This is a genomic window from Pseudomonas sp. MAFF 730105 (assembly GCF_055380705.1).
This window is the reverse complement of the sequence record NZ_AP018438.1, coordinates 2,545,416-2,564,023: the sequence shown is the minus strand read 5'-3', so window position 1 is coordinate 2,564,023 and position 18,608 is coordinate 2,545,416. Positions and strand designations below refer to the sequence as shown.

General features: G+C 59.4%; 19 protein-coding genes. 17 read left to right on the top strand and 2 right to left on the bottom strand.

Annotation, left to right across the window (positions count from 1 at the left end; translation table 11 throughout):
• Positions 1-255 precede the first annotated feature (255 nt).
• A complete protein-coding gene (locus PCOSP_RS11530) occupies positions 256-1,026 on the bottom strand; it encodes a GntR family transcriptional regulator (protein ID WP_464711258.1) in 771 nt (256 codons plus the stop codon).
• A 69-nt stretch (positions 1,027-1,095) separates the two neighbouring features.
• Between PCOSP_RS11530 and PCOSP_RS11525 the strand changes: the two genes are divergently transcribed.
• The 16 genes from PCOSP_RS11525 (at position 1,096) to PCOSP_RS11450 (ending at position 17,843) form a co-directional block, all read left to right on the top strand.
• Positions 1,096-2,385, top strand: a complete 1,290-nt coding sequence (locus PCOSP_RS11525) for a M20 family metallopeptidase (RefSeq protein ID WP_464711256.1) — start codon at positions 1,096-1,098, stop codon at positions 2,383-2,385.
• An 84-nt stretch (positions 2,386-2,469) separates the two neighbouring features.
• Positions 2,470-4,041 carry an ABC transporter substrate-binding protein gene (locus PCOSP_RS11520; protein ID WP_464711254.1) on the top strand — a complete coding sequence of 524 codons (1,572 nt, stop codon included), beginning with the start codon at positions 2,470-2,472 and terminating at the stop codon, positions 4,039-4,041.
• A 15-nt stretch (positions 4,042-4,056) separates the two neighbouring features.
• Complete coding sequence (locus tag PCOSP_RS11515) at positions 4,057-5,004, top strand: ABC transporter permease (protein WP_464711252.1); 948 nt, start codon at positions 4,057-4,059, stop codon at positions 5,002-5,004.
• Positions 4,997-5,830 (top strand): ABC transporter permease, encoded by an 834-nt coding sequence (locus PCOSP_RS11510; protein WP_464711251.1) that lies wholly within the window; start codon positions 4,997-4,999, stop codon positions 5,828-5,830. Before PCOSP_RS11515 ends, PCOSP_RS11510 begins: the two co-directional genes overlap by 8 nt.
• Complete coding sequence (nikE, locus tag PCOSP_RS11505) at positions 5,827-7,461, top strand: nickel ABC transporter ATP-binding protein NikE (RefSeq protein WP_464711249.1); 1,635 nt, start codon at positions 5,827-5,829, stop codon at positions 7,459-7,461. Before PCOSP_RS11510 ends, nikE begins: the two co-directional genes overlap by 4 nt.
• The gene (locus tag PCOSP_RS11500; RefSeq protein ID WP_464711247.1) at positions 7,451-8,668 is read left to right on the top strand and encodes a M20 family metallopeptidase; all 1,218 of its coding nucleotides are present in this window, start codon (positions 7,451-7,453) and stop codon (positions 8,666-8,668) included. The genes nikE and PCOSP_RS11500 overlap by 11 nt, the downstream gene beginning before the upstream one ends.
• 99 nt (positions 8,669-8,767) lie before the next feature.
• The gene (locus PCOSP_RS11495; protein ID WP_464711246.1) at positions 8,768-10,015 is read left to right on the top strand and encodes an OprD family porin; all 1,248 of its coding nucleotides are present in this window, start codon (positions 8,768-8,770) and stop codon (positions 10,013-10,015) included.
• A gap of 360 nt (positions 10,016-10,375) precedes the next feature.
• Positions 10,376-10,711, top strand: coding sequence for an integrative conjugative element protein, RAQPRD family (locus PCOSP_RS11490; protein ID WP_464711245.1), 336 nt, complete (start codon positions 10,376-10,378; stop codon positions 10,709-10,711).
• Positions 10,708-10,947, top strand: a complete 240-nt coding sequence (locus PCOSP_RS11485; protein WP_464711243.1) for a TIGR03758 family integrating conjugative element protein — start codon at positions 10,708-10,710, stop codon at positions 10,945-10,947. The genes PCOSP_RS11490 and PCOSP_RS11485 overlap by 4 nt, the downstream gene beginning before the upstream one ends.
• A gap of 17 nt (positions 10,948-10,964) precedes the next feature.
• On the top strand, positions 10,965-11,336 hold the full coding sequence (locus PCOSP_RS11480; protein ID WP_464711241.1) for a TIGR03745 family integrating conjugative element membrane protein: 372 nt from the start codon (positions 10,965-10,967) through the stop codon (positions 11,334-11,336).
• A gap of 7 nt (positions 11,337-11,343) precedes the next feature.
• Entirely contained in the window at positions 11,344-11,757 is a 414-nt protein-coding gene (locus PCOSP_RS11475) for a TIGR03750 family conjugal transfer protein (protein ID WP_464711239.1), read from the top strand.
• On the top strand, positions 11,754-12,395 hold the full coding sequence (locus PCOSP_RS11470) for a PFL_4703 family integrating conjugative element protein (protein WP_464711237.1): 642 nt from the start codon (positions 11,754-11,756) through the stop codon (positions 12,393-12,395). Before PCOSP_RS11475 ends, PCOSP_RS11470 begins: the two co-directional genes overlap by 4 nt.
• Positions 12,392-13,204, top strand: coding sequence for a TIGR03749 family integrating conjugative element protein (locus PCOSP_RS11465; protein ID WP_434652523.1), 813 nt, complete (start codon positions 12,392-12,394; stop codon positions 13,202-13,204). Before PCOSP_RS11470 ends, PCOSP_RS11465 begins: the two co-directional genes overlap by 4 nt.
• Positions 13,194-14,711, top strand: a complete 1,518-nt coding sequence (locus tag PCOSP_RS11460; protein WP_464711235.1) for a TIGR03752 family integrating conjugative element protein — start codon at positions 13,194-13,196, stop codon at positions 14,709-14,711. The genes PCOSP_RS11465 and PCOSP_RS11460 overlap by 11 nt, the downstream gene beginning before the upstream one ends.
• On the top strand, positions 14,674-15,090 hold the full coding sequence (locus PCOSP_RS11455; RefSeq protein WP_464711233.1) for a TIGR03751 family conjugal transfer lipoprotein: 417 nt from the start codon (positions 14,674-14,676) through the stop codon (positions 15,088-15,090). Before PCOSP_RS11460 ends, PCOSP_RS11455 begins: the two co-directional genes overlap by 38 nt.
• Positions 15,090-17,843, top strand: coding sequence for a conjugative transfer ATPase (locus PCOSP_RS11450; protein ID WP_464711231.1), 2,754 nt, complete (start codon positions 15,090-15,092; stop codon positions 17,841-17,843). Before PCOSP_RS11455 ends, PCOSP_RS11450 begins: the two co-directional genes overlap by 1 nt.
• Positions 17,844-17,884: 41 nt before the next feature.
• Here PCOSP_RS11450 and PCOSP_RS11445 read toward each other — a convergent pair whose 3' ends face one another.
• Positions 17,885-18,142: a LasR-specific antiactivator QslA gene (locus PCOSP_RS11445; protein ID WP_464711229.1), complete on the bottom strand. Its 258-nt coding sequence runs from the start codon at positions 18,140-18,142 to the stop codon at positions 17,885-17,887.
• Between the two features lie 160 nt (positions 18,143-18,302).
• Between PCOSP_RS11445 and PCOSP_RS11440 the strand changes: the two genes are divergently transcribed.
• The gene (locus PCOSP_RS11440; protein WP_039011243.1) at positions 18,303-18,557 is read left to right on the top strand and encodes a helix-turn-helix domain-containing protein; all 255 of its coding nucleotides are present in this window, start codon (positions 18,303-18,305) and stop codon (positions 18,555-18,557) included.
• Positions 18,558-18,608 lie beyond the last annotated feature (51 nt).

Here is an 18,608-nt window from a genome sequence, read left to right as displayed (position 1 = left end):
TCGGTGATTATCGTCTCGGCACGCTGCCCACGAAGCCGTCGCCATGTGCGTGACTGACGTCAAACCGCTGCGCTCCAAAGCACATCCGGTTTCTCGGCATAAAGACTGCCTCTTCGCAACGAATAAGATGTTGATCCGACTCGGAAAGAAAAAGTCCCATTATTGAGTTGGGCCTGCTGTACCTATCGTTCCATGGCAAGTGGAGCGTGCGGGACCGGCAGCGGCTTGCTGCACCGCTTTTAGCCAGTCCACGCCTCAGCGTATTTCGTTGACGTACATGAAGTGTTCGGTACTCGCACGCTGGTGGGTCATCATCACGGGCGTTGCGGCTTGATCGAACGACACCGCATCAATGATCATCACGGCATGTGGCGCAGTGAACTCCAGCAGGCGGCAATCCTCTTCATTGGCCAGCCCTGCGGTCAGTTGCTCACGTACTGCGGCCACCCGCAGGCCGTATTGCTCCAGTAAATAGCGATACAGCAATTCCGGCAGTTCTTCAGGCCCTGGAAAGTCGGGCACCTTGCTGGCCACGATGGTGAACTGCTCGTGCATGGCAGGCACCCCATCGATGCTGCGCAAGCGGTGCAACTGATAGACAGGACTGCCCTCGTCTATCAGCAACTTCTGGGCGTCCTCGGCACTCGCCTCTCCCAATTGGTAATCAAGCAGGACCGTGCGCGATTTCAGCAGCGCCCCTTCCTTGTTATGCAAGCGGAAGTATTGGAAGAAATAACGCAGGTTGTGAAGCGGTGCCCAGCCAGTCACCACGGTGCCGGTTTTGCGACGGCGCATCAGCATCCCTTCGGACACCAGCTCGGCCAAGGCGCGGCGGATGGTGCCTACCGACACCCCAAAATCACTCGCCAGGGCATTTTCGCTGGGGATCACTGTGCCGCTGGTCCACTCACCCAGCAGGATCGCCTCGGAAATGTGTCGTTTGACCACCTCATATAGAGGCGCGCTGTCGTTTTCACTCAGCCGCGAAAAATTACCAGAGGCGGCCGGCGAATTGTTATCTGTCATCTTTTTTCCTTGACGATCCATGCGTGGATACTTAACTATAAACTATATAGAAATACTTCGAGAGCAAAAATGACAACCCATGCAGCCCTTGAACAGGCACTCGAATCCATCGAGGCGGATCATGATTCGCTGATAAGCGATCTGCAACGAATGATCGCCGTAGACACTTGTTTTCCTCCTGGAGCGGGCTATGGAACCTTTGCCGACCTGATGGATGAGCTGGTGACACCGCTGGGTTTGCACACCCGCCGGGTCACCGTGCCACAAGCGCTGTGGCAAACCCGCAGCGGCGAAGCCTTTGGCGAGCGTATCAACGTTATTGCCAGGCAGCCCGGCGATCAGGAAGTCTGCAGCCTGTATTTCCACGTCGATACCGTACCGCCAGGCGACGGCTGGACCCAGCCTCCGCTACAGCTGACCGAGGTGGATGGCAAGCTGATGGGTCGCGGCAGCGCCGACATGAAGGGCAGCATCGCCTCTACCCTCGCCGCCTTGCGTGCCGCACAACGCTTCAACCTGCCGCTGCGTTACTGCCCTTCGCTGCTGCTGTGTACGGATGAAGAAGGTGGTTTGTACCCCGGCATCCGTTATCTGGCCGAGCAGAAACTGGTAGAGGGTCACATCCTCAGCTTCAACGGTGGCGCCGCACCGCGCATCTGGGCAGGTTGCTTCGGCAGTATTGATTTGAAGATCACCGTCAAAGGGCGCTCGTCCCATTCCGGAGAGCCCGTCAATGCAATCAATGCCATCGAACAGAGCCTGCCACTGCTCAACGCCCTGCACGCTCTGAAGCTGCAAGTGCAACAACGGGCCTGGCCGATGCCGTCGCCGCTCCACTACAACGGCGCCCCACTGATTTCACGCATGACCCTGGCGGCGGCACATGGTGGCAGCAAAGGCTCAACCGTCCCGGCGCAATTCGAGATTCTGATCAATCGCCGCTATGCGCCACAGGAGCCATTCGAGCAGGTCATGGCTGAGCTGCAGCAGTGCATCGATACGGCCATGGCGAACAGTGAAGCGCTGTCCGTCGAGCATGAAGTGATCGGTCATCTGGCGCCGGTTGCCGACCCCACAGGACCGCACTGGCCACGCTGGCAAGCCGCGCTGGGGATCGGCTTCGGCTTCACTGCGGAGCAATTCCAGTGTTACGGCTCATCGAGCAGCTCCGACATGGGCTGGGTGCAGCAGGCCGGCATTCAGGAAATCCTCCTCGGCGGGCTGATCCGCCCGGAAAGCCGCATCCATGCTGCCGACGAATACACCACCCGCAGCGACTTGGTCGCTCTGGCGCAATCGATCCTGGTTTACCTGGCGGCCGACTTCACCCCGCCTGCTTTGCCTGACCGAACACTGTAAGCCCCGAAGACTGGCGCCAAGACTGGTCATCGGCTTTTTTATCTGGCTGCCCTACGTCCACTCATTAACCAGTGAAGTATCGCCATGACTACAGTTTTCAGGCTTAACCGCCGTCGTTTCCTGACCACCTCCGCTATTGTCACCGGAGCTGCGATGCTGCCGTTTTCCGGCACGCTCTGGGCGGCTACGGCAGCTCGCAAGGGCGGCACGTTGCGCATCAGCGTCGACCAGGCAGTCGGCATGCTCAACCCGCTGCTGGCCCGGGTCAATCCTGAATACCTGCTCAGCGAGTTGCTCTACAACGGGCTGACGCGCTTGAGCCAGGACATGCAGGCCGAACCGGACCTGGCACAGTCCTGGACCCATAACGACAACCTCACCGAGTGGACCTTCACGCTGCGCCGCAACGTGCGTTTCCACGACGGCAGCACTTGCACAGCCCGGGACGTCGCCGCCAGCCTGCAAGCGATACTCGACCCCAAGACAGCCTCCCCCGGCCTGCGCAATATCGGCCCGATCCAGACGGTTGAAGCCCTGGATGAGTTACGCGTCAAGCTGACCACCAGCGCTCCCTACGCCGACTTGCCCGTCAGCCTGGCCTACCCGGATGCCAAGATCGTTCCGGCCGCCATCGTGCAAGGCGATCTGGCCCGACTGTCCCGTGAAGCAGTCGGCACCGGGCCTTTCAAACTGGTGTCGTTCGAGCCTGAACGTATGGTCGTGGTGGCCCGCAACGAACACTTCTACGACCCGCAGCGTCCCCATCTGGACCGCGTCGAAATCCGCGTCTATCCCGACCCGTCCTCGGAAAGCTCGGCGCTGATGTCCGGTGACATCGACCTGATGCTTTCCGCACAGGCCACGGAGTTCAGCCGTCTCAATGAAGCCAGCGGCGTCAAAGGACTGCGTGTTGCCTCCGGCCAGTTTCTGAATATAAACATGGCGTGCGATCAGCCGCCGTTCAACGATGTCCGTGTTCGCCAGGCGCTGTCGCTTTGCGTGGACCGCGCCGCGCTGGTTGATTTTGTCGCAGAAGGTTTTGGCACACCCGGCAACGACACACCGCTCAATGCTGCCTATCGCTACCACGCCGATATCGCCCTACGCGAAGCCAACATCGAGCAGGCCAAAAAGCTATTGGCCGATGCCGGTTATCCCAACGGTCTGGACATCACGCTGGTGGCCTCGGACAAGCCGTCGACCCGCACGCAGCTGGGCATCGCGGTGCGTGAAATGGCCAAGCCTGCCGGTTTCAACATCAATGTGGCGACCATGGCCAACAGCACTTATCTGGATCAGGTCTGGAAGAAAGGCAATTTCTACGTCGGTTTCTACAACATGCAGCCTTCCGCCGATGCGGTGTTCTCGCTGCTGTACACGTCGAACGCCGCCTGGAACGAAACTCGCTGGAACAACGCCGAGTTCGACACGGCGGTGACGGCTGCCCGTGGCACCGATGACCCGGTGAAGCGCGCGGCGCTGTACGTCACGGCGCAAAAACTGATGCACGAGCAGGTTCCGTCGCTGATCCCGACCTTCTTCGACGTCCTGGCAGCGCAACGCAACTATGTGCAGAGCTATCAGCTGCACCCGCGCGGCGCGGTATTCCGTCTGGATCAGGCCTGGCTGGACGACAGCGCGCCGAAGCGTGGATGAACCGAGGATAAACCTGTGACTGCTGCTTATCTGACCAAGCGTTTGCTGTTGGTCGTCTATACCCTGCTGATCGTTTCGCTGCTGGTCTTTGCCATCACGCAGTTGCTACCCGCTGATGCGGCGGTAACGCTGCTGGGCCAGAGCGCCACACCCGAAGCCCTGGCTGCCCTGCGGGCAAAGCTGGGGCTGGATCAACCGGCGTGGCTGCAATTCAGCCACTGGCTGATTGCGGTATTGCAGGGTGACCTGGGCATGTCGATGCGCAATGGCCAGCCAGTGCTCGGCTCTCTGCTCGACGCGCTCGGCCGCTCATTGCTGCTGGCGGGCTGCTCGTTGTTGCTGATGCTGGCTGTGGCGATTCCATTGGGCATCATCGCGGCGGTACGTCGGGGGCGTCCCGTGGACCTGATCATCGGCGTGCTCTCCTATATAGGGGTGTCATTGCCGGAGTTCGTCACCGCCACGCTGCTGATCCTGCTCTTTGCCGATGTCTGGCAATGGCTGCCCGCTACCGGATATGTGCCCTTGGGCGACAACGTCTGGGAAGGCATTCGCCACTTGATTCTGCCGACGCTGACCGTGTCGATGATCATGGTCGCTCACGTTTCGCGCATGGTCCGCTCGGAAATGATCGACGTGCTGGAAACCGATTACATTCGGGCGGCCCGCCTCAAAGGCCTTACGCGGCGCCGAGTGTTGCTGCGCCATGCACTGCGTAACGGCTTGCTGCCGACCATCACCATTGTCGCGCTGGACGTGGGCTATCTGCTGGGCGGCATCGTCGTGGTCGAGGAGATTTTCAACATCCCCGGCATTGGCCGTGAACTGCTGGTGGCTGTCGCCGCCCGCGATCTGCCGGCCATTCAGGGCGGCGTGCTGATCCTTGCCGCTACTTATTGCGTGGTCAACTTCGTGGCTGACCTGACCTATGCCTATCTCGACCGGCGAATTCAATATGCGTAAAGTTTTCTATCGGCTGCTGGCGACGCCTCAGGGCTTGCTGGGCAGTCTTATCCTGCTGTTCGCCGTGGTATTGGTGGTTGCCGGGCCGGCCCTGGCACCGTTCGATCCAGAAGCCATTTCGATTCTTGCCCGCTACAAGGCGCCGAGCCTGGTCCACTGGCTGGGTACCGACCAGATGGGGCGGGACATTCTCAGTCGCGTGCTGATTGGCGCGCGAGCGACCATTTCGTTATCCGTGTTTGCGACTGCCATGGCGATGCTCATCGGCGCATTGCTGGGCACGGTCAGCGGCTATCTGGGCGGACGTATCGATGAAGCACTGATGCGTACCCTGGATGCGGTGATGTCGATCCCGACCTTGCTGTTTGCCTTGTTGATCGTCAGCACACTGGGCAGAAGCGACTTCAATGCGGTACTGGCCATCACCATTGCCTTCGTGCCCGGCATGGCGCGGATTGCCCGCAGTGTCGCCCTCGCCGCCCGCCGTCAGGACTATGTCAATGCTGCCATTGCCCGAGGCGAATCCATTGCCTACATCGTGGTGCGCGAAATGCTGCCCAACATCGTCGCGCCCATCATCGTCGAAGCCACCATCCGTGTGGCATTCGCCATCATGCTGTTCGCGACCCTCAGTTTCCTCGGCCTTGGCGCACAGCCGCCGCAGCCTGAATGGGGCCTGATGGTCGCCGAAGCGCGGCGCTATTTCTTCCAGGCGCCGTGGATGATGCTCATGCCGGGGCTGGCCATTGCCATCGTAGCGATCGGTTTCAATCTCTTGGGCGATGGCTTGCGCGATGCCCTCAATCCAAAAGGGCAGCGCTCATGAGTACCGTCTTGCAAGTGGCTGATTACAGCCTCGACTACCAGTTGCCCAATGGCCCACTGCACGTGCTGAAAAACATCGACTTCAGCGTCGCGGCCGGTGAAGTGGTTGGCCTGGTTGGTGAATCCGGCTCGGGCAAGACCACCCTAGGCTGGGCGATCATGCGTTACCTGGCCGGTAACGCCCGTGAGGTGGGCGGCAGCATCCAGTTACAAGGTGAGAACCTTCTGCAAATGCCTCAGCGTCAGGTGGAGAATCTGCGTGGTGGCCGCCTGGGCATGATTTTTCAAGACCCCAGCGCTTCGCTCAACCCGACGCTGAGTCTGGGCGAGCAAGTCGTCGAAGTCCTGACCCGTCACCGGGATCTGGGTTATCGCGAGGCCTGGGCGCTGGGCGAGCAGTTGCTGGCCGACGTCGACCTGAAAGACCCTGCTGCCATGATGAAGCGCTTCCCCCACGAAGCCTCTGGCGGTGAAAAACAGCGGGTGCTGATTGCCACCGCCTTTGCTTGCCGACCGCAATGCCTAATTTTTGATGAGCCCACGACCGCTCTCGACGTCATCAGCTCGGCGCAGATTCTGCAATTGTTCCGACGCCTACGCGAAGAGACCGGGGTTGCCTCCTTGTATATCTCCCATGACCTGGCATTGGTTTCGCGGGTCGCGGACCGGGTTTGCGTGCTCAATCAGGGACGCATCGTGGAGCAGGCCCGCGGCGGGCGTATTTTCGGTGCGCCGAGCGACGCCTACACCCAGCGTCTGGTGGCTGCGGTACCGGCCGCCGACAAGCGTTTGCTGAATGAAGAAAGAGTCGTCGGCGCGCCGCTGCTGCAAGTCAGCGATCTCAATGTGCGCTACGGACGCCCCGGCATGCTCGACAGTTTGCTGCGCCGCAAGTCTGTGCCGTCCATGGGCGCCCGCGACATGAATCTGAGCATGGCGCGTGGCGAGATCCTCGGCATCATTGGCGAATCCGGCTCGGGCAAATCGACCCTGGCCAAAGCGCTCACCGGTCTGACGCCTTTCACCGGCGCGGTATATTTCGACGGCATCCCGATCCAGGGCCCGGCGCAAATGGACCGCGACTACCGGCGCAAGGTGCAGATCATCTTTCAGCACCCGGATGCATCACTTAACCCACGGCAAACCATCGGCCAGATTCTTTCGCGACCGCTGCGCCTGTACGGCCTGACGGAAGGCGAAAGCGAACCTGCGGCCATCGCCCGCCTGCTTCGGGAAGTACGCCTGCCCGAAGACTTCGCCAGCCGCTATCCCCATGAACTGTCCGGTGGGCAAAAGCAGCGTGTCGCCATTGCCCGGGCTTTCGCCGCTCGCCCGGAACTGGTGATTTGCGACGAGATCACCGCCGCACTGGACGTTTCAGTGCAGGCCACGGTGATTGAACTGTTGCTGGAACTGCGGCGCCAGCACGGCACTGCGTACCTGTTCATCACCCATGACCTCAACCTGATCCGGCAAATCGCCCACCGCATTGTTGTGATGTACCGCGGCGACCTGCTGGAGATTCTGCCAGCCGTGGACATGGCGGCCCAAGCCCGTCACCCCTATACCCGCGCCCTGCTCGACGCAGTGCCGCAGCCTTTGAATGAACTGGAGCCCCTTGATGACGCCTGAAGCGCTACTCGACCGCCTTGACGAGGCGTACTGCCTGGATTTTCTCGCGCGTATGGTGCAGCACAAAAGCTACAGTGCTACTCCTGAAGAACGCAAACTCGCCGAATACATGGCCCGTCAGATGCAGGAGCTGGGTCTGGACGCGCAGTTGATGCCGGTTCCCGGCGAGCGTCTGAATGCCATCGGCACTCTCAAAGGTCAAGGTGGCGGCCATAGCCTGTTGTTCAACGGCCATCTGGACACCAACCCGGTAACGGAAGGCTGGACGGTCGACCCCTGGGCCGGAAAGATTGATGACGAATTCATCTACGGCATCGGCGTGTCCAACATGAAGGCTGGTGATGCGGCTTATTTCTGCGCGCTGAAAACCTTGATCGATGCAGGCATCAAGCTCAAGGGTGACGTGATCCTCACTTACGTGGTGGGCGAACTGCAGGGTGGCATCGGCACCATCGCCGCCATCGAACAAGGCGTGAAGGCTGATTACTTCATCAACTCCGAGCCGACCGATTTACAGGCGGTGACGTTACATGTCGGATCGCTGATGTTTGTCATTGAACTGACCGGCGACACTCGCCATCTGTCCAAGCGCGAAGAAGCCGTGGACGTCATTACCGCCGCCGTGCAGTTGATCCCGCAAATAAACGGCATCACCTTCAGCGGCGCCCGTTCGCCCGAGCATGAGAAAGTCAATCGGGGGCACATCGGTGTGGTCCGAGGCGCACTGGGCCGCGACCTCGAAGAATGGCGTCCTCCGCAAGTCGCGGACTTCCTGCGCCTGCGTGGCTCGGCCCGCTACACCCCGGGCCAGACCGTCGAGTCGGTGCTGGCTGATTTACAGCGTTTGCTGGACCGGCTCTGCGAGCAATTCCCCGGTTTGCAGGCGACGCTGATCAATGACAGTCACAACCAGCCGCTGATGCCGCCGTTCGAAGTCTCCCACGACTCGTTGATCGTCCAGGCGGTCAATGAGGCCTATCAGCAGGTGCGTGGAGAGCCGCAACCCACCGGCATCATCACCCCGCCCGCTTACTTCGGCACCGACGCGGCGCATTTTTACCAGCGTCTGGGCATGCAAGGCGTGGTGTGCGGCCCTGGCGGCAAGTTCAACACCATGCCGGACGAGCGGGTCCATAAAACCGATTATCTGGACATGGTGCGCGTCTACATCCTGGCCATCCTCAGTATCTGTGAGATTGCCGAATAACACTGAATACATAAACAAAAGGCACGGACGCGAATAATAAAAACAGTGCTTTTACTTCTTCGCAATCTGCTGATTATTTTTTGACAAGGGTTTAAAACCATGCGGTCAACTTTTATGTTTGGCAGTGCGACGTTGTGCGCAGCTATTTCGAGCGCGGCGTTGGCGGATGAAGTTATCGATAATCCGTTTTTCAAAGACAGCACTACACAGATCGTGGCGCGAAACTTCTACTTCAATCGCGACTTTCGCAACGCGGCAGCCACTGCGCAGAGCTATCGCGAAGAGTGGGCGCAGGGGTTTATCGGCACCTTCACGTCGGGTTTTACGCCCGGTACCGTTGGCTTTGGCCTTGATGTAATCGGCCTTTACGGCTTGAAGCTCGACAGTAGTTCTGACCGGATAGGCAGCGGGCTCTTGCCCAGCAGCGGCAACCACGTGGCCGGTATCGATCATGCCGCAGACGACTACTCCCGCGCGGCAGGCGCAGTGAAGATCAAGATTTCCAAGACGGTGCTCAAGTACGGTCAGCAGACCCTCAATCTGCCGGTCTACTCCACCGGCGACAGTCGTTTGCTGCCGGAGACAACCGAAGGCTTCTACTTGAGCAGCAAGGAAATCGACAACTTGCGAGTCGATGTGGCGCACCTGACTTCCCTGAGCGCTTATAGCCAGAGTGCTCACAATGCCAACGGCATGACCAAGGCCGAAGTGGTGGGTGCCACTTATAACTTCACACCAAATCTTACCGGAGCTATCTACGCATCGGACGTCGAAGACTTGTGGAAGAAAAAGTACCTGGGCCTCAGTTGGGTCAAGCCGATCGACGCGAAGCAAACGTTCTCCACCGATTTCCGTTTCTATAACCAGAAGAGTACCGGTGCGGAGAATGGCGGCGATATCGACAGCAACTCGTTCAGCATCAAGGGCGCTTACGCTTATGGCTCGCATAAAGTGACACTGGCTTATCAAGCCATTACCGGCAAGAACGGCTACGTGTTTTATAACGACGGCGGCAATACCGACTACATGGCCAACTACGTGCAGTACGCCGAATTCACCCGTGAAGACGAACGCTCGTGGCAGGTCCGTTACGACTTCAACTTCGCTACGTTCGGCATGCCGGGGCTGGACGTCTTCGCCCGCTACATCAGCGGCGATAACATCAGCCTGGCAAACGGTGCACATAATCAAACCGAATGGGAACGTGACCTGGAAGCGTCTTACGTGATCCAGAGCGGCCCGCTGAAAGACCTGTCGTTCCGGGTGCGTCAGGCCACCTATCGCAACTCGTTCAGTGGCGATGTCGACGACGTCAGGTTCATCACCCAATACCCAATCAACCTCTGACTCTAAAAAAGCCGGCAGCTTTCATCGCCGGCATTTCTCTCTCCGCTGTGGCTGCTGTCCTTTGCGAATGCTCGCTATGGTGCGTCGATGCACTTGAGCTACAGGCGATAAACTCACCTAAAGTAAGCCACGCGCACCAGAATTTCTTCCGGAACAGCGATCCGTCCAACATTGGAAGGCCCATGCCGTTGAGGAAACGGGTATATAGCAATTCCCAAACTGATTCTCACCAAAAGCCAAAGGGCCACATAGCTGTAAAGCAACTCCAACTGAAAAACGATCTACCGAAACTCACTTTTTTTATTGAAGAGCCCACACCATGAACTCGATCCTGTGACCATGACTACATGGGGCAAGATCATGTCAACGACCGCCTTTCGCTGCTGGTCATGGCTATCACTGGCTTTGGTTCATGAGAGCAGCTATGCAGCCTCTACTCATGAACAGACTCAGCTCAGTCTAATGCTGCAGCAACTCGATACAATCGAACTCCTCTCCGCGCGGGCAGAGGCCATTAGCACCTCCGATTCAGGTGAACGCTATCGCTTCGATTATCCTCGTCTGTGCCAGGACATTCAGCGCATCCGCGAGGGCTTACAAGGCTTCCTTTCCCCCTCTCGCGCCCAACCCCGCGATACCAGCGAGCTGGTCGGTGACTACCACCTCGATACTCCGTCCGCAGAGCCGTCCCCATGAGCATGACTGATGCGCAAACGGCTGCCTTCCATAACGCCTCCGGCTTTTCGGCACAGAGCAGCTCGACGCTGTGGGTCTCCATGGTTCTGGTCCTGGCTTTGCTGTGGTGTGCCTGGGTGATGTGGACGGCTTACCGGGGCTGGGCCGCGGGCAGTGTGCGCTTCGGTGCCTTTGGTGGCAGCGCCGTGCGCGTACTTCTCACTTTGCTGGTTTTAATGTTCTTCACCCTGTCCTAACCCAGGAGATCGCCGCCATGCTCAAGTGCTTTGCCCCTCTGAAAAACAATCTGCGTGATCGTACGAGCCAACGCTTGATCAGTCTGCTGCTGGTGCTCGGTCCAGGTCTGGCCTTTGCCGAGCTCCCCACCATGGAAGCCCCCTCGCGCGGTGAAGGATCCGGATTGATCGAGACGATCAAAAACTACGCCTACGATGGCGGCATCTTGCTCGGCCTGCTGATCGCTCTGCTCGCGTTTCTCGGTGTAGCCTGGCACTCCCTGACCGTCTATGCCGACGTGCAGAACCAGCGCAAGACCTGGAAGGACCTCGGTGCTGTAGTCGGAATCGGCGCTCTGTTGGTGGTGATCATCATCTGGTTCCTGACCAAGGCAGCCGCGATTCTGTGAGATCGACATGAACGACACTATCGAACACCTTGCCGACGGCACCTTGGTCTTTCTGCCTGAACGACTGAATCGTGATCCCGCCGTATTGCGTGGTTTGACCAATGATGAGATGTGGGCAGCGCTCGGCACTGGCGCCCTCATTGGCCTGCTGCTGGGAGTTCCCGCGACGATCGGTACCGCGTCCATTGCCGTGGCGCCGACCAGCATGATCGCAGGTATGGCGGTGGTGTTATTGGCTGGTGGCACGCTACTGCGTCGGGCCAAACGGGCTCGCCCCGAGACCTGGTTGTACCGCAAGTTGGAATGGATGCTCGCCAGCCGTTGGCGCTTGGGGCGCGGACGTTTGATTCTCCACTCCGGCGCTTGGACGGTTCGCCGTTCGCGTCGACTGCGCCCAGCCCTGTCCCGGTGGCAGTCATGAGCCGATTTCGGAACAAGGTGGATGCCCAACAGGCTCATATCTTCAGCCTGCGTCTAGCGGTAATGGTCCTCACCCTGCTGTGTGCCGGATTCTGGTATGGCTGGCGCTCGGCACCGACCGATCTGACCGTGCATGTCCCCCCGGATCTGCGCTCGGGCAGCACGCGCAAATGGTGGGACATCCCCTCAGAGAATGTCTATGCCTTCGCCCTGTACATCTTCGGTCAACTTAACCGCTGGCCTTCGGATGGCGAACAGGATTACCGCCGCGCTATCTACAGCTTGCAGTCCTACCTGACACCCGCCTGCAAAGCCTTCCTCGAGGGCGACTACGAGTACCGCAAGGCCGCCGGCGAGCTGCGCCAGCGGGTACGTGGCGTCTACGAAATTCTGGGACGAGGTTACAGCGAGTATCCGGAACTCAGGGTCAAGCAACTCGATCACGACAGCTGGCTGGTCACCCTCGACCTCAACGCTGATGAGTATTACGCCGCCGAACCGGTGAAGCGGGTGGTGGTGCGTTATCCATTGCGCGTGGTGCGTTTCGACCTGGACCCCGAACGCAATAAGTGGGGACTGGCACTGGATTGTTATCAGGGCACGCCGCAGAAAATCTCCCTGTCTGGAGGTGAGCCATGAAGCGGATTTCTATTCTGGGACTCACCGTTGCACTGATGCTGTGGGACGTTGCAGCGCAGGCCGTCGAGCTGATGCACTGGGAACGCCTTCCCCTTGCGGTCCCGCTGGTTATCAATCAGGAGCGGGTGGTCTTTGTCGATGAAAATGTTCGAGTTGGAGTGCCCTCATCCCTGAGGGACAAGCTGCGCGTGCAATCTACCGGCGGCACGCTGTATTTGCGCGCGTCGGAAGCCATTGCCCCGACTCGACTGCAACTGCAATCGGTCACGACGGGCGAGATCATCCTGCTGGATGTCGAGGCCACGCCTGGTGATCAGCCGCTGGAGCCCGTGCGTATTATCAAGAACGCTCCGGTGCAGGCTACCGAGACGGAATCCAGCACCGCCTCTGTTCCAGAACGTACGCCGATCCCGGTCGCTTTGACGCGCTACGCCGCGCAAAGCCTGTACGCGCCGCTGCGCACCGTAGAATCCCTGCCCGGCGTACGCCGCGTCCCGCTCAAGCTGCGCAGCGAACTGCCAACCTTGCTGCCGACCGAAAACGTATCCAGCACACCCATTGCCGCCTGGCGATTAGGTGAATACTGGGTGACGGCGGTGAAATTGCGCAATCGTGGTTTAGAGACGGTGCAACTCGATCCACGTCGACTTCAGGCCAAGCTGTTCGCCGCGGCTTTCCAACATGCTTTCCTCGGGCCGGTCGGCAGTGCAGAAGACACCACGATCGCCTACCTCGTCACTCGCGATGCCGGCCTCGAACACGCCGTACTGCTTCCGCCCGTTGCGCGAGGTGCTGGCGATGAGGACTAACGCAATGCTCAAATGGCTGGTACCGGCTGCGCTGCTGGGCGTGGTGTTGATTATCCTGAAAACTTGGGTCGCGGATGGCAGCAGTTCCTCTCCAGAGAAGTCGGTTGATCAAGGCAATCTTCAGTTATCCGCCGAGCAAGCCAAGTCACTCGGTATTGCGGGCGACACCCCACGCGATACGGTCGCCACCCTGATCGGCCAGGTGAAGGCCATGCGCAGCGACATGCTCGGCTTAAAAAAACACAATGATTCGTTGCAAACGGAGAACATCCGCCTGCGCGAGCGGGAAAACAGTGTTGATTCGCGTATCCAGACGGCGCTAGGCAGTGTGACCCAGCAAGTCGACGAAGGCCGCCGACAAGCCAACGAGGCCCGACTCAAAGCGGAACAAGACAGTCGCCAGGCCCGTGGCCTGCTGACACAATTGCAAGAACAGCTCTCGGGGCTGACCGGCAAAGATAAGGACATGCCGATCGGATTGGGGCTTGAGCCAGGCGACGGTGCTAAGTTCGAAGGGCAGCACTCTGCCAATGATGCATTGCAATGGATTGAGCCCTCGGATTCTCCGCCCACCGACGCCCGGAGCAAAACCAAGACCGCGTCCGCCCTGAGTCTGCCTACTGCCTTCAACTCACTGGAGGGTTTGAAGGACAATGCCATCGACCGCAGCCAGAAGCAGTTACGCGAGGTCACCAAGGGTGAACGTGAACTGACACGCTCCGCTGATCGTACCGAAGGCGCGAAGCCGGTCTACACGATCCCCGAAAACGCCACGCTGATGGGCTCGATCGCCATGACCGCGCTGATCGGCCGAGTCCCGGTGGACGGCACCGTGAATGACCCCTATCCCTTCAAGGTGCTGGTCGGTCCGGAGAACCTGACGGCCAACGGCATCGACCTGCCGGACGTCGCGGGGGCCGTGATGAGCGGCACGGCGTCCGGTGACTGGACCCTGTCCTGTGTACGCGGACAGGTCGAGTCAATCACCTTTGTGTTTACCGACGGCACCATCCGCACGGTGCCTCAGCCGAAGGCGGTAGCCAGCCGCAACGTCTCCACCGCCCAGAGTTCGAACACCGACAAGATTCGTGGCGGACTCGGTTACCTGTCCGATCCGTTTGGCATTCCTTGCATTGCCGGTGAGCGCCGCTCAAACGCTCAACAGTACCTCGGCAGCCAGAGCTTGATCACTGCCGCCGGCGCCGGTGTCGCCGCCTTGCTTGGGGATGAGCGGAACAACAGCAGCGTGATCAGTTCGGGCGGCAGTACGCTCGGGGTCACTAGCAGCAGTGGCAATAGCGCGCTGAATTCAATTCTCAGTGGTGGCGTCAGCGACATTCGCGCGTGGATCAACAAATTGTATGGCGAGACCTTTGCCGCCGTGTACGTGCCGCCGGCGGCACAGGTCGCCCTGCACCTCGACCATGAGATCACCATCGACTACGAGCCGAAGGGCCGGAGCGTTCGCCATGAAAAAGACCAAGCCTCTCTGCCTGCCCTGGATTAGTTTGCTCTGCTGGGTCATGGCGGGGTGTTCCACCGACAAGGAGACGCTGCTGCCCCATGGCGAGCAAACCATGCTGGACATCTGGAACGGTGCTGGTTCGCAAGGCACTCAGCAGCAACTGCTGGATGCTCGGCACCAGTTACGCCGTCCGCTGGACCAGGCAGATTTCTCCGTTGTTCTCCAGGAGCCGTACACGCGCACAGCGGCGAACGAGATCCGCAACCTGTTCCCGCGCCTGCCCAATCCCGATCTGGTGCTGTACGTGTATCCGCATCTGAGCGGTACCGAGCAGGCACCGATTCCGGGTTACTCGACCGTCTTTCCGTTCTACCAGCGGGTGCAATACGCACTGCCCGGTGAACGACAGGAAGACCTGTAGTGCGTGCCGGTGATCCGAGCAATCGCACTTCGGCGTGGAAAGCCTGGCGCCACCCGTTGCGCCCTCGCGCAACCATAGCCGATGAAACTGCACTCTATGCGCACAACCCGAGCTTCACCGACTACTTGCCTTGGGTCGAATACCTGGAGACCGAGCAGTGTTTTCTACTCGATGACAATCGCTCGGTAGGCGCGGTGTTCGAGTTACTGCCCATCGGCACCGAAGGACGCGAACCCGATTGGCTGATGGCGGCCCGCGATGCCCTCGAGGATGCCCTGCAAGATAGTTTTGATGAACTGGATCAAGCGCCGTGGGTAGCGCAGTTTTTCTGCCAGGACGACAACGACTTCATCCCCTACCTGACCCGGCTCACCGATTATATTCAGGACAGCGCGCGAGGTACGGTCTTCACCGAAGCGTATTTGGAACTCAGCCGCCGTCATCTGAAGGCTATCGCCAAGCCGGGAGGTCTGTTCGAGGACAAGGCCGTCACGCGCCTACCCTGGAGGGGCAACAGCCGCCGGGTGCGCCTGGTGGTCTATCGTTGGCTCGAGTCTGACGCTGAGGAGACCGGACTTATCCCAGTGCAAGCCCTGCATCAGGCTTGCGAACGTATCGCGGCTTCGTTGCAAACGTGTGGGGTGAAATCGACGCGAGTCGATGGCCCAGGTTTGTATGCCTGGCTGCTGCCCTGGTTCAATCCAGCCCCCAAGCTCACCGATGAATCGCCCGAAGATTTCTACCACCAAGTGGCCTATCCGGAGTCGGCCGACGGTGAGTCGCCGGAACTGCCCTTCGATCACGACTTTGCCGAGCGTTTATTCTTCAACGAACCGCGTTCGGATGTTCAGCGTGGACTTTGGTTTTTCGATGGTCAGCCCCATCGAGTCATGGTGGTGGACAAGCTGCGGCGGGCCCCCTTGATAGGCCAACTCACTGGCGAAACCCGCAAGGGCGACGCGGTGAATGCGCTGTTCGACCAGTTGCCCGAAGGCACGGTGATGAGCCTGACCTTGGTGGTCAAACCCCAAGATATGCTCGAGGAGCAGTTGAACCGCCTGGCGCGCAAAGCCATCGGTGAAAACCTGGCCTCGACCCAGACCCGTCAGGATGTTGAAGAGGCTCGCGCGATCATCGGCCGCCAGCACAAGCTGTACCGCGGCACCCTGGCGTTTTACGTGCGCGGTCACGATGAGCAGCAATTGCACCAGCGCTCGATCAGCCTGGCCAGCGCGCTGCTGGGTGCGGGACTGCAACCAGTACGTGAAGGCGACGAGGTTGCCGCCTGTAACAGCTATCTGCGTTGGTTACCGATGATCTACAACCCGGCCCGCGACACGCGCAACTGGTACACGCGCCTGATGTTTGTCCAGCACCTGGCGAACCTGGTTCCGGTGTGGGGCCGCAGTACCGGCACAGGCCACCCAGGCATCACCCTGTTCAATCGTGGTGGCTCGCCGTTGAGCTTTGATCCATTGTCACGCCTAGATCGGGCCATGAACGGCCATCTGCTGTTGTTCGGCCCCACCGGCGCCGGCAAGTCGGCCACCCTGGTCACCCTACTGATGCAGGTCATGGCCGTGTACCGCCCTCGCCTGTTTATCGTCGAGGCCGGCAACTCATTCGGCTTGCAGGGTGATTACTTCGCAACTCGGGGCTTGTCGGTCAATAAGGTCCAATTAAAACCTGGCGCCTCGGTCAGTCTCGCCCCGTTCGCCGATGCCTGGCGCCTGGTCGAGCAACCGGATCAGGTGGCGAGTCTGTCGATTGATGAGCTGGACGATGAGGCGATAGCAAGTCGAGAAGACCAACGCGATGTTCTTGGCGAACTGGAAATCACCGCCCGGCTGATGATCACCGGCGGCGAGGCTAAGGAAGAGGCGCGCCTGAGTCGAGCCGATCGCAGCTTAATCCGCGAGTGCATTCTCGATGCGGCACAGACCTGTGTCGCGTCGTGTCGACAGGTATTGACCCACGATGTGCGCGACGCGTTGCTGCGCGTCGCCGCCGACACGCACTTGCCGGAGAAGCGTCGTGAGCGTGCCCAGGAAATGGGTGAATCCATCGACCTGTTTTGCCAGGGTTTCGAGGGGGAACTGTTCGATCGCGAAGGCACACCTTGGCCCGAAAGCGATGTGACCATTGTCGATCTCGCCACTTACGCTCGCGAAGGCTACGAGGCCCAGATGTCCATCAGCTACATCAGCCTGATGAACACCGTGAACAACCTGGCCGAGCGCGACCAGTACCTGGGCCGACCGATCATCATGGTCACTGACGAGGGCCATATCATCACCAAAAACCCGCTGCTGGCGCCGTTTGTGGTCAAGGGAACGAAGATGTGGCGCAAGCTCGGTGCCTGGTTCTGGCTGGCAACGCAAAACCTTGCCGACTTCCCCACCGCCGCGCAGACCATGCTCAACATGATCGAATGGTGGATTTGCTTGAACATGCCGCCCGCGGAAATCGAAGAAATAGCACGCTTCAAGAAGCTCACGCCTGCACAGAAATCTTTGTTGCTCTCAGCTAGCAAAGATCCGGGGAAATATACCGAGGGAGTGGTGCTGTCGAAGAAGCTCGAAACGCTGTTTCGAGCCGTGCCGCCCAGCCTTTACCTCGCCCTGGCCATGACGGAACCCGAGGAAAAAGCAGAGCGCTGGACATTGATGCAGAACATTGGCTGTTCGGAGTTGGAAGCCGCTTGCCGGGTAGCTGAACGGATCGATAGAGCGCGAGGCATAGAACCCGTATAGGGAAATCTACTCAAGTATCGCGCTCTAAAGCTAGCGGCCGGTTACTGCGATGCGCCTCGAAGCCGCTGCTGAATCCTCAACAAGAATCCGGCTTCAAAAGCATCTTGGCAGTCACCGACAGGAAAGGTCTTGCGTGTTTGGGCCAGCTCCCACCACAGTGGAGTCTCGCCGGGAGTATCGAGCCAAGCCTGGGCGCATTGCGCACCGCGTTCGATCATAGGCGCAAATTCGCTGCCCCACGGCGTCAAAAGGCTCGGGCAGCCGTCCGCCGCCGGAATTGAAACGTAATTTTCGTCCATAGACACCTTAGCTTTCGATTTAATTATTAATGCTGGGTCTGTCCCAAGCAGCATAGAAACAAAACTGACACTTCGCTTAAGCATCAAAAAAGCGCCCGAATCAGAGCCATGTAGACTATATCCCGTGGATTGAGAGTCCCTCAAGGCGCAGTTTGCGCGCATGACTCAAGACTACGAACAACTTCGTCTGCAACTTGCGGAAAACATCCGCTCGTTGCGACGCGTGAAGAACCTTACCCAGGAGCAATTGGCGCTCATGGCCGAGGTGGATCGTACCTACGTGAGTCAAATTGAACGAGGGGTAGGCAACCCGTCGTTATTGGTCCTCTGCAAACTCGCCAACATTTTCGAGATCAGAACGGATCAGTTGCTCATCGAGTCTGAGGCGCTTGCTCGTACGCTGAGCGCTGAATGACTATCTGCTGATCTAGAAGGTCGCTGTAAACCGATTATCCTGCCTTCGGCT

Bases quoted from the DNA above. Each gene is read 5' to 3' on its own strand.
- PCOSP_RS11530 (WP_464711258.1), bottom strand. From the start codon at position 1,026: ATGACAGATAACAATTCGCCGGCCGCCTCTGGTAATTTTTCGCGGCTG.
- PCOSP_RS11525 (WP_464711256.1), top strand. From the start codon at position 1,096: ATGACAACCCATGCAGCCCTTGAACAGGCACTCGAATCCATCGAGGCG.
- PCOSP_RS11445 (WP_464711229.1), bottom strand. From the start codon at position 18,142: ATGGACGAAAATTACGTTTCAATTCCGGCGGCGGACGGCTGCCCGAGC.
- PCOSP_RS11490 (WP_464711245.1), top strand. From the start codon at position 10,376: ATGTCAACGACCGCCTTTCGCTGCTGGTCATGGCTATCACTGGCTTTG.
- PCOSP_RS11500 (WP_464711247.1), top strand. From the start codon at position 7,451: ATGACGCCTGAAGCGCTACTCGACCGCCTTGACGAGGCGTACTGCCTG.
- PCOSP_RS11520 (WP_464711254.1), top strand. From the start codon at position 2,470: ATGACTACAGTTTTCAGGCTTAACCGCCGTCGTTTCCTGACCACCTCC.
- nikE (WP_464711249.1), top strand. From the start codon at position 5,827: ATGAGTACCGTCTTGCAAGTGGCTGATTACAGCCTCGACTACCAGTTG.
- PCOSP_RS11455 (WP_464711233.1), top strand. From the start codon at position 14,674: ATGAAAAAGACCAAGCCTCTCTGCCTGCCCTGGATTAGTTTGCTCTGC.
- PCOSP_RS11475 (WP_464711239.1), top strand. From the start codon at position 11,344: ATGAACGACACTATCGAACACCTTGCCGACGGCACCTTGGTCTTTCTG.
- PCOSP_RS11480 (WP_464711241.1), top strand. From the start codon at position 10,965: ATGCTCAAGTGCTTTGCCCCTCTGAAAAACAATCTGCGTGATCGTACG.
- PCOSP_RS11510 (WP_464711251.1), top strand. From the start codon at position 4,997: ATGCGTAAAGTTTTCTATCGGCTGCTGGCGACGCCTCAGGGCTTGCTG.
- PCOSP_RS11470 (WP_464711237.1), top strand. From the start codon at position 11,754: ATGAGCCGATTTCGGAACAAGGTGGATGCCCAACAGGCTCATATCTTC.
- PCOSP_RS11495 (WP_464711246.1), top strand. From the start codon at position 8,768: ATGCGGTCAACTTTTATGTTTGGCAGTGCGACGTTGTGCGCAGCTATT.
- PCOSP_RS11460 (WP_464711235.1), top strand. From the start codon at position 13,194: ATGAGGACTAACGCAATGCTCAAATGGCTGGTACCGGCTGCGCTGCTG.
- PCOSP_RS11485 (WP_464711243.1), top strand. From the start codon at position 10,708: ATGAGCATGACTGATGCGCAAACGGCTGCCTTCCATAACGCCTCCGGC.
- PCOSP_RS11465 (WP_434652523.1), top strand. From the start codon at position 12,392: ATGAAGCGGATTTCTATTCTGGGACTCACCGTTGCACTGATGCTGTGG.
- PCOSP_RS11440 (WP_039011243.1), top strand. From the start codon at position 18,303: ATGACTCAAGACTACGAACAACTTCGTCTGCAACTTGCGGAAAACATC.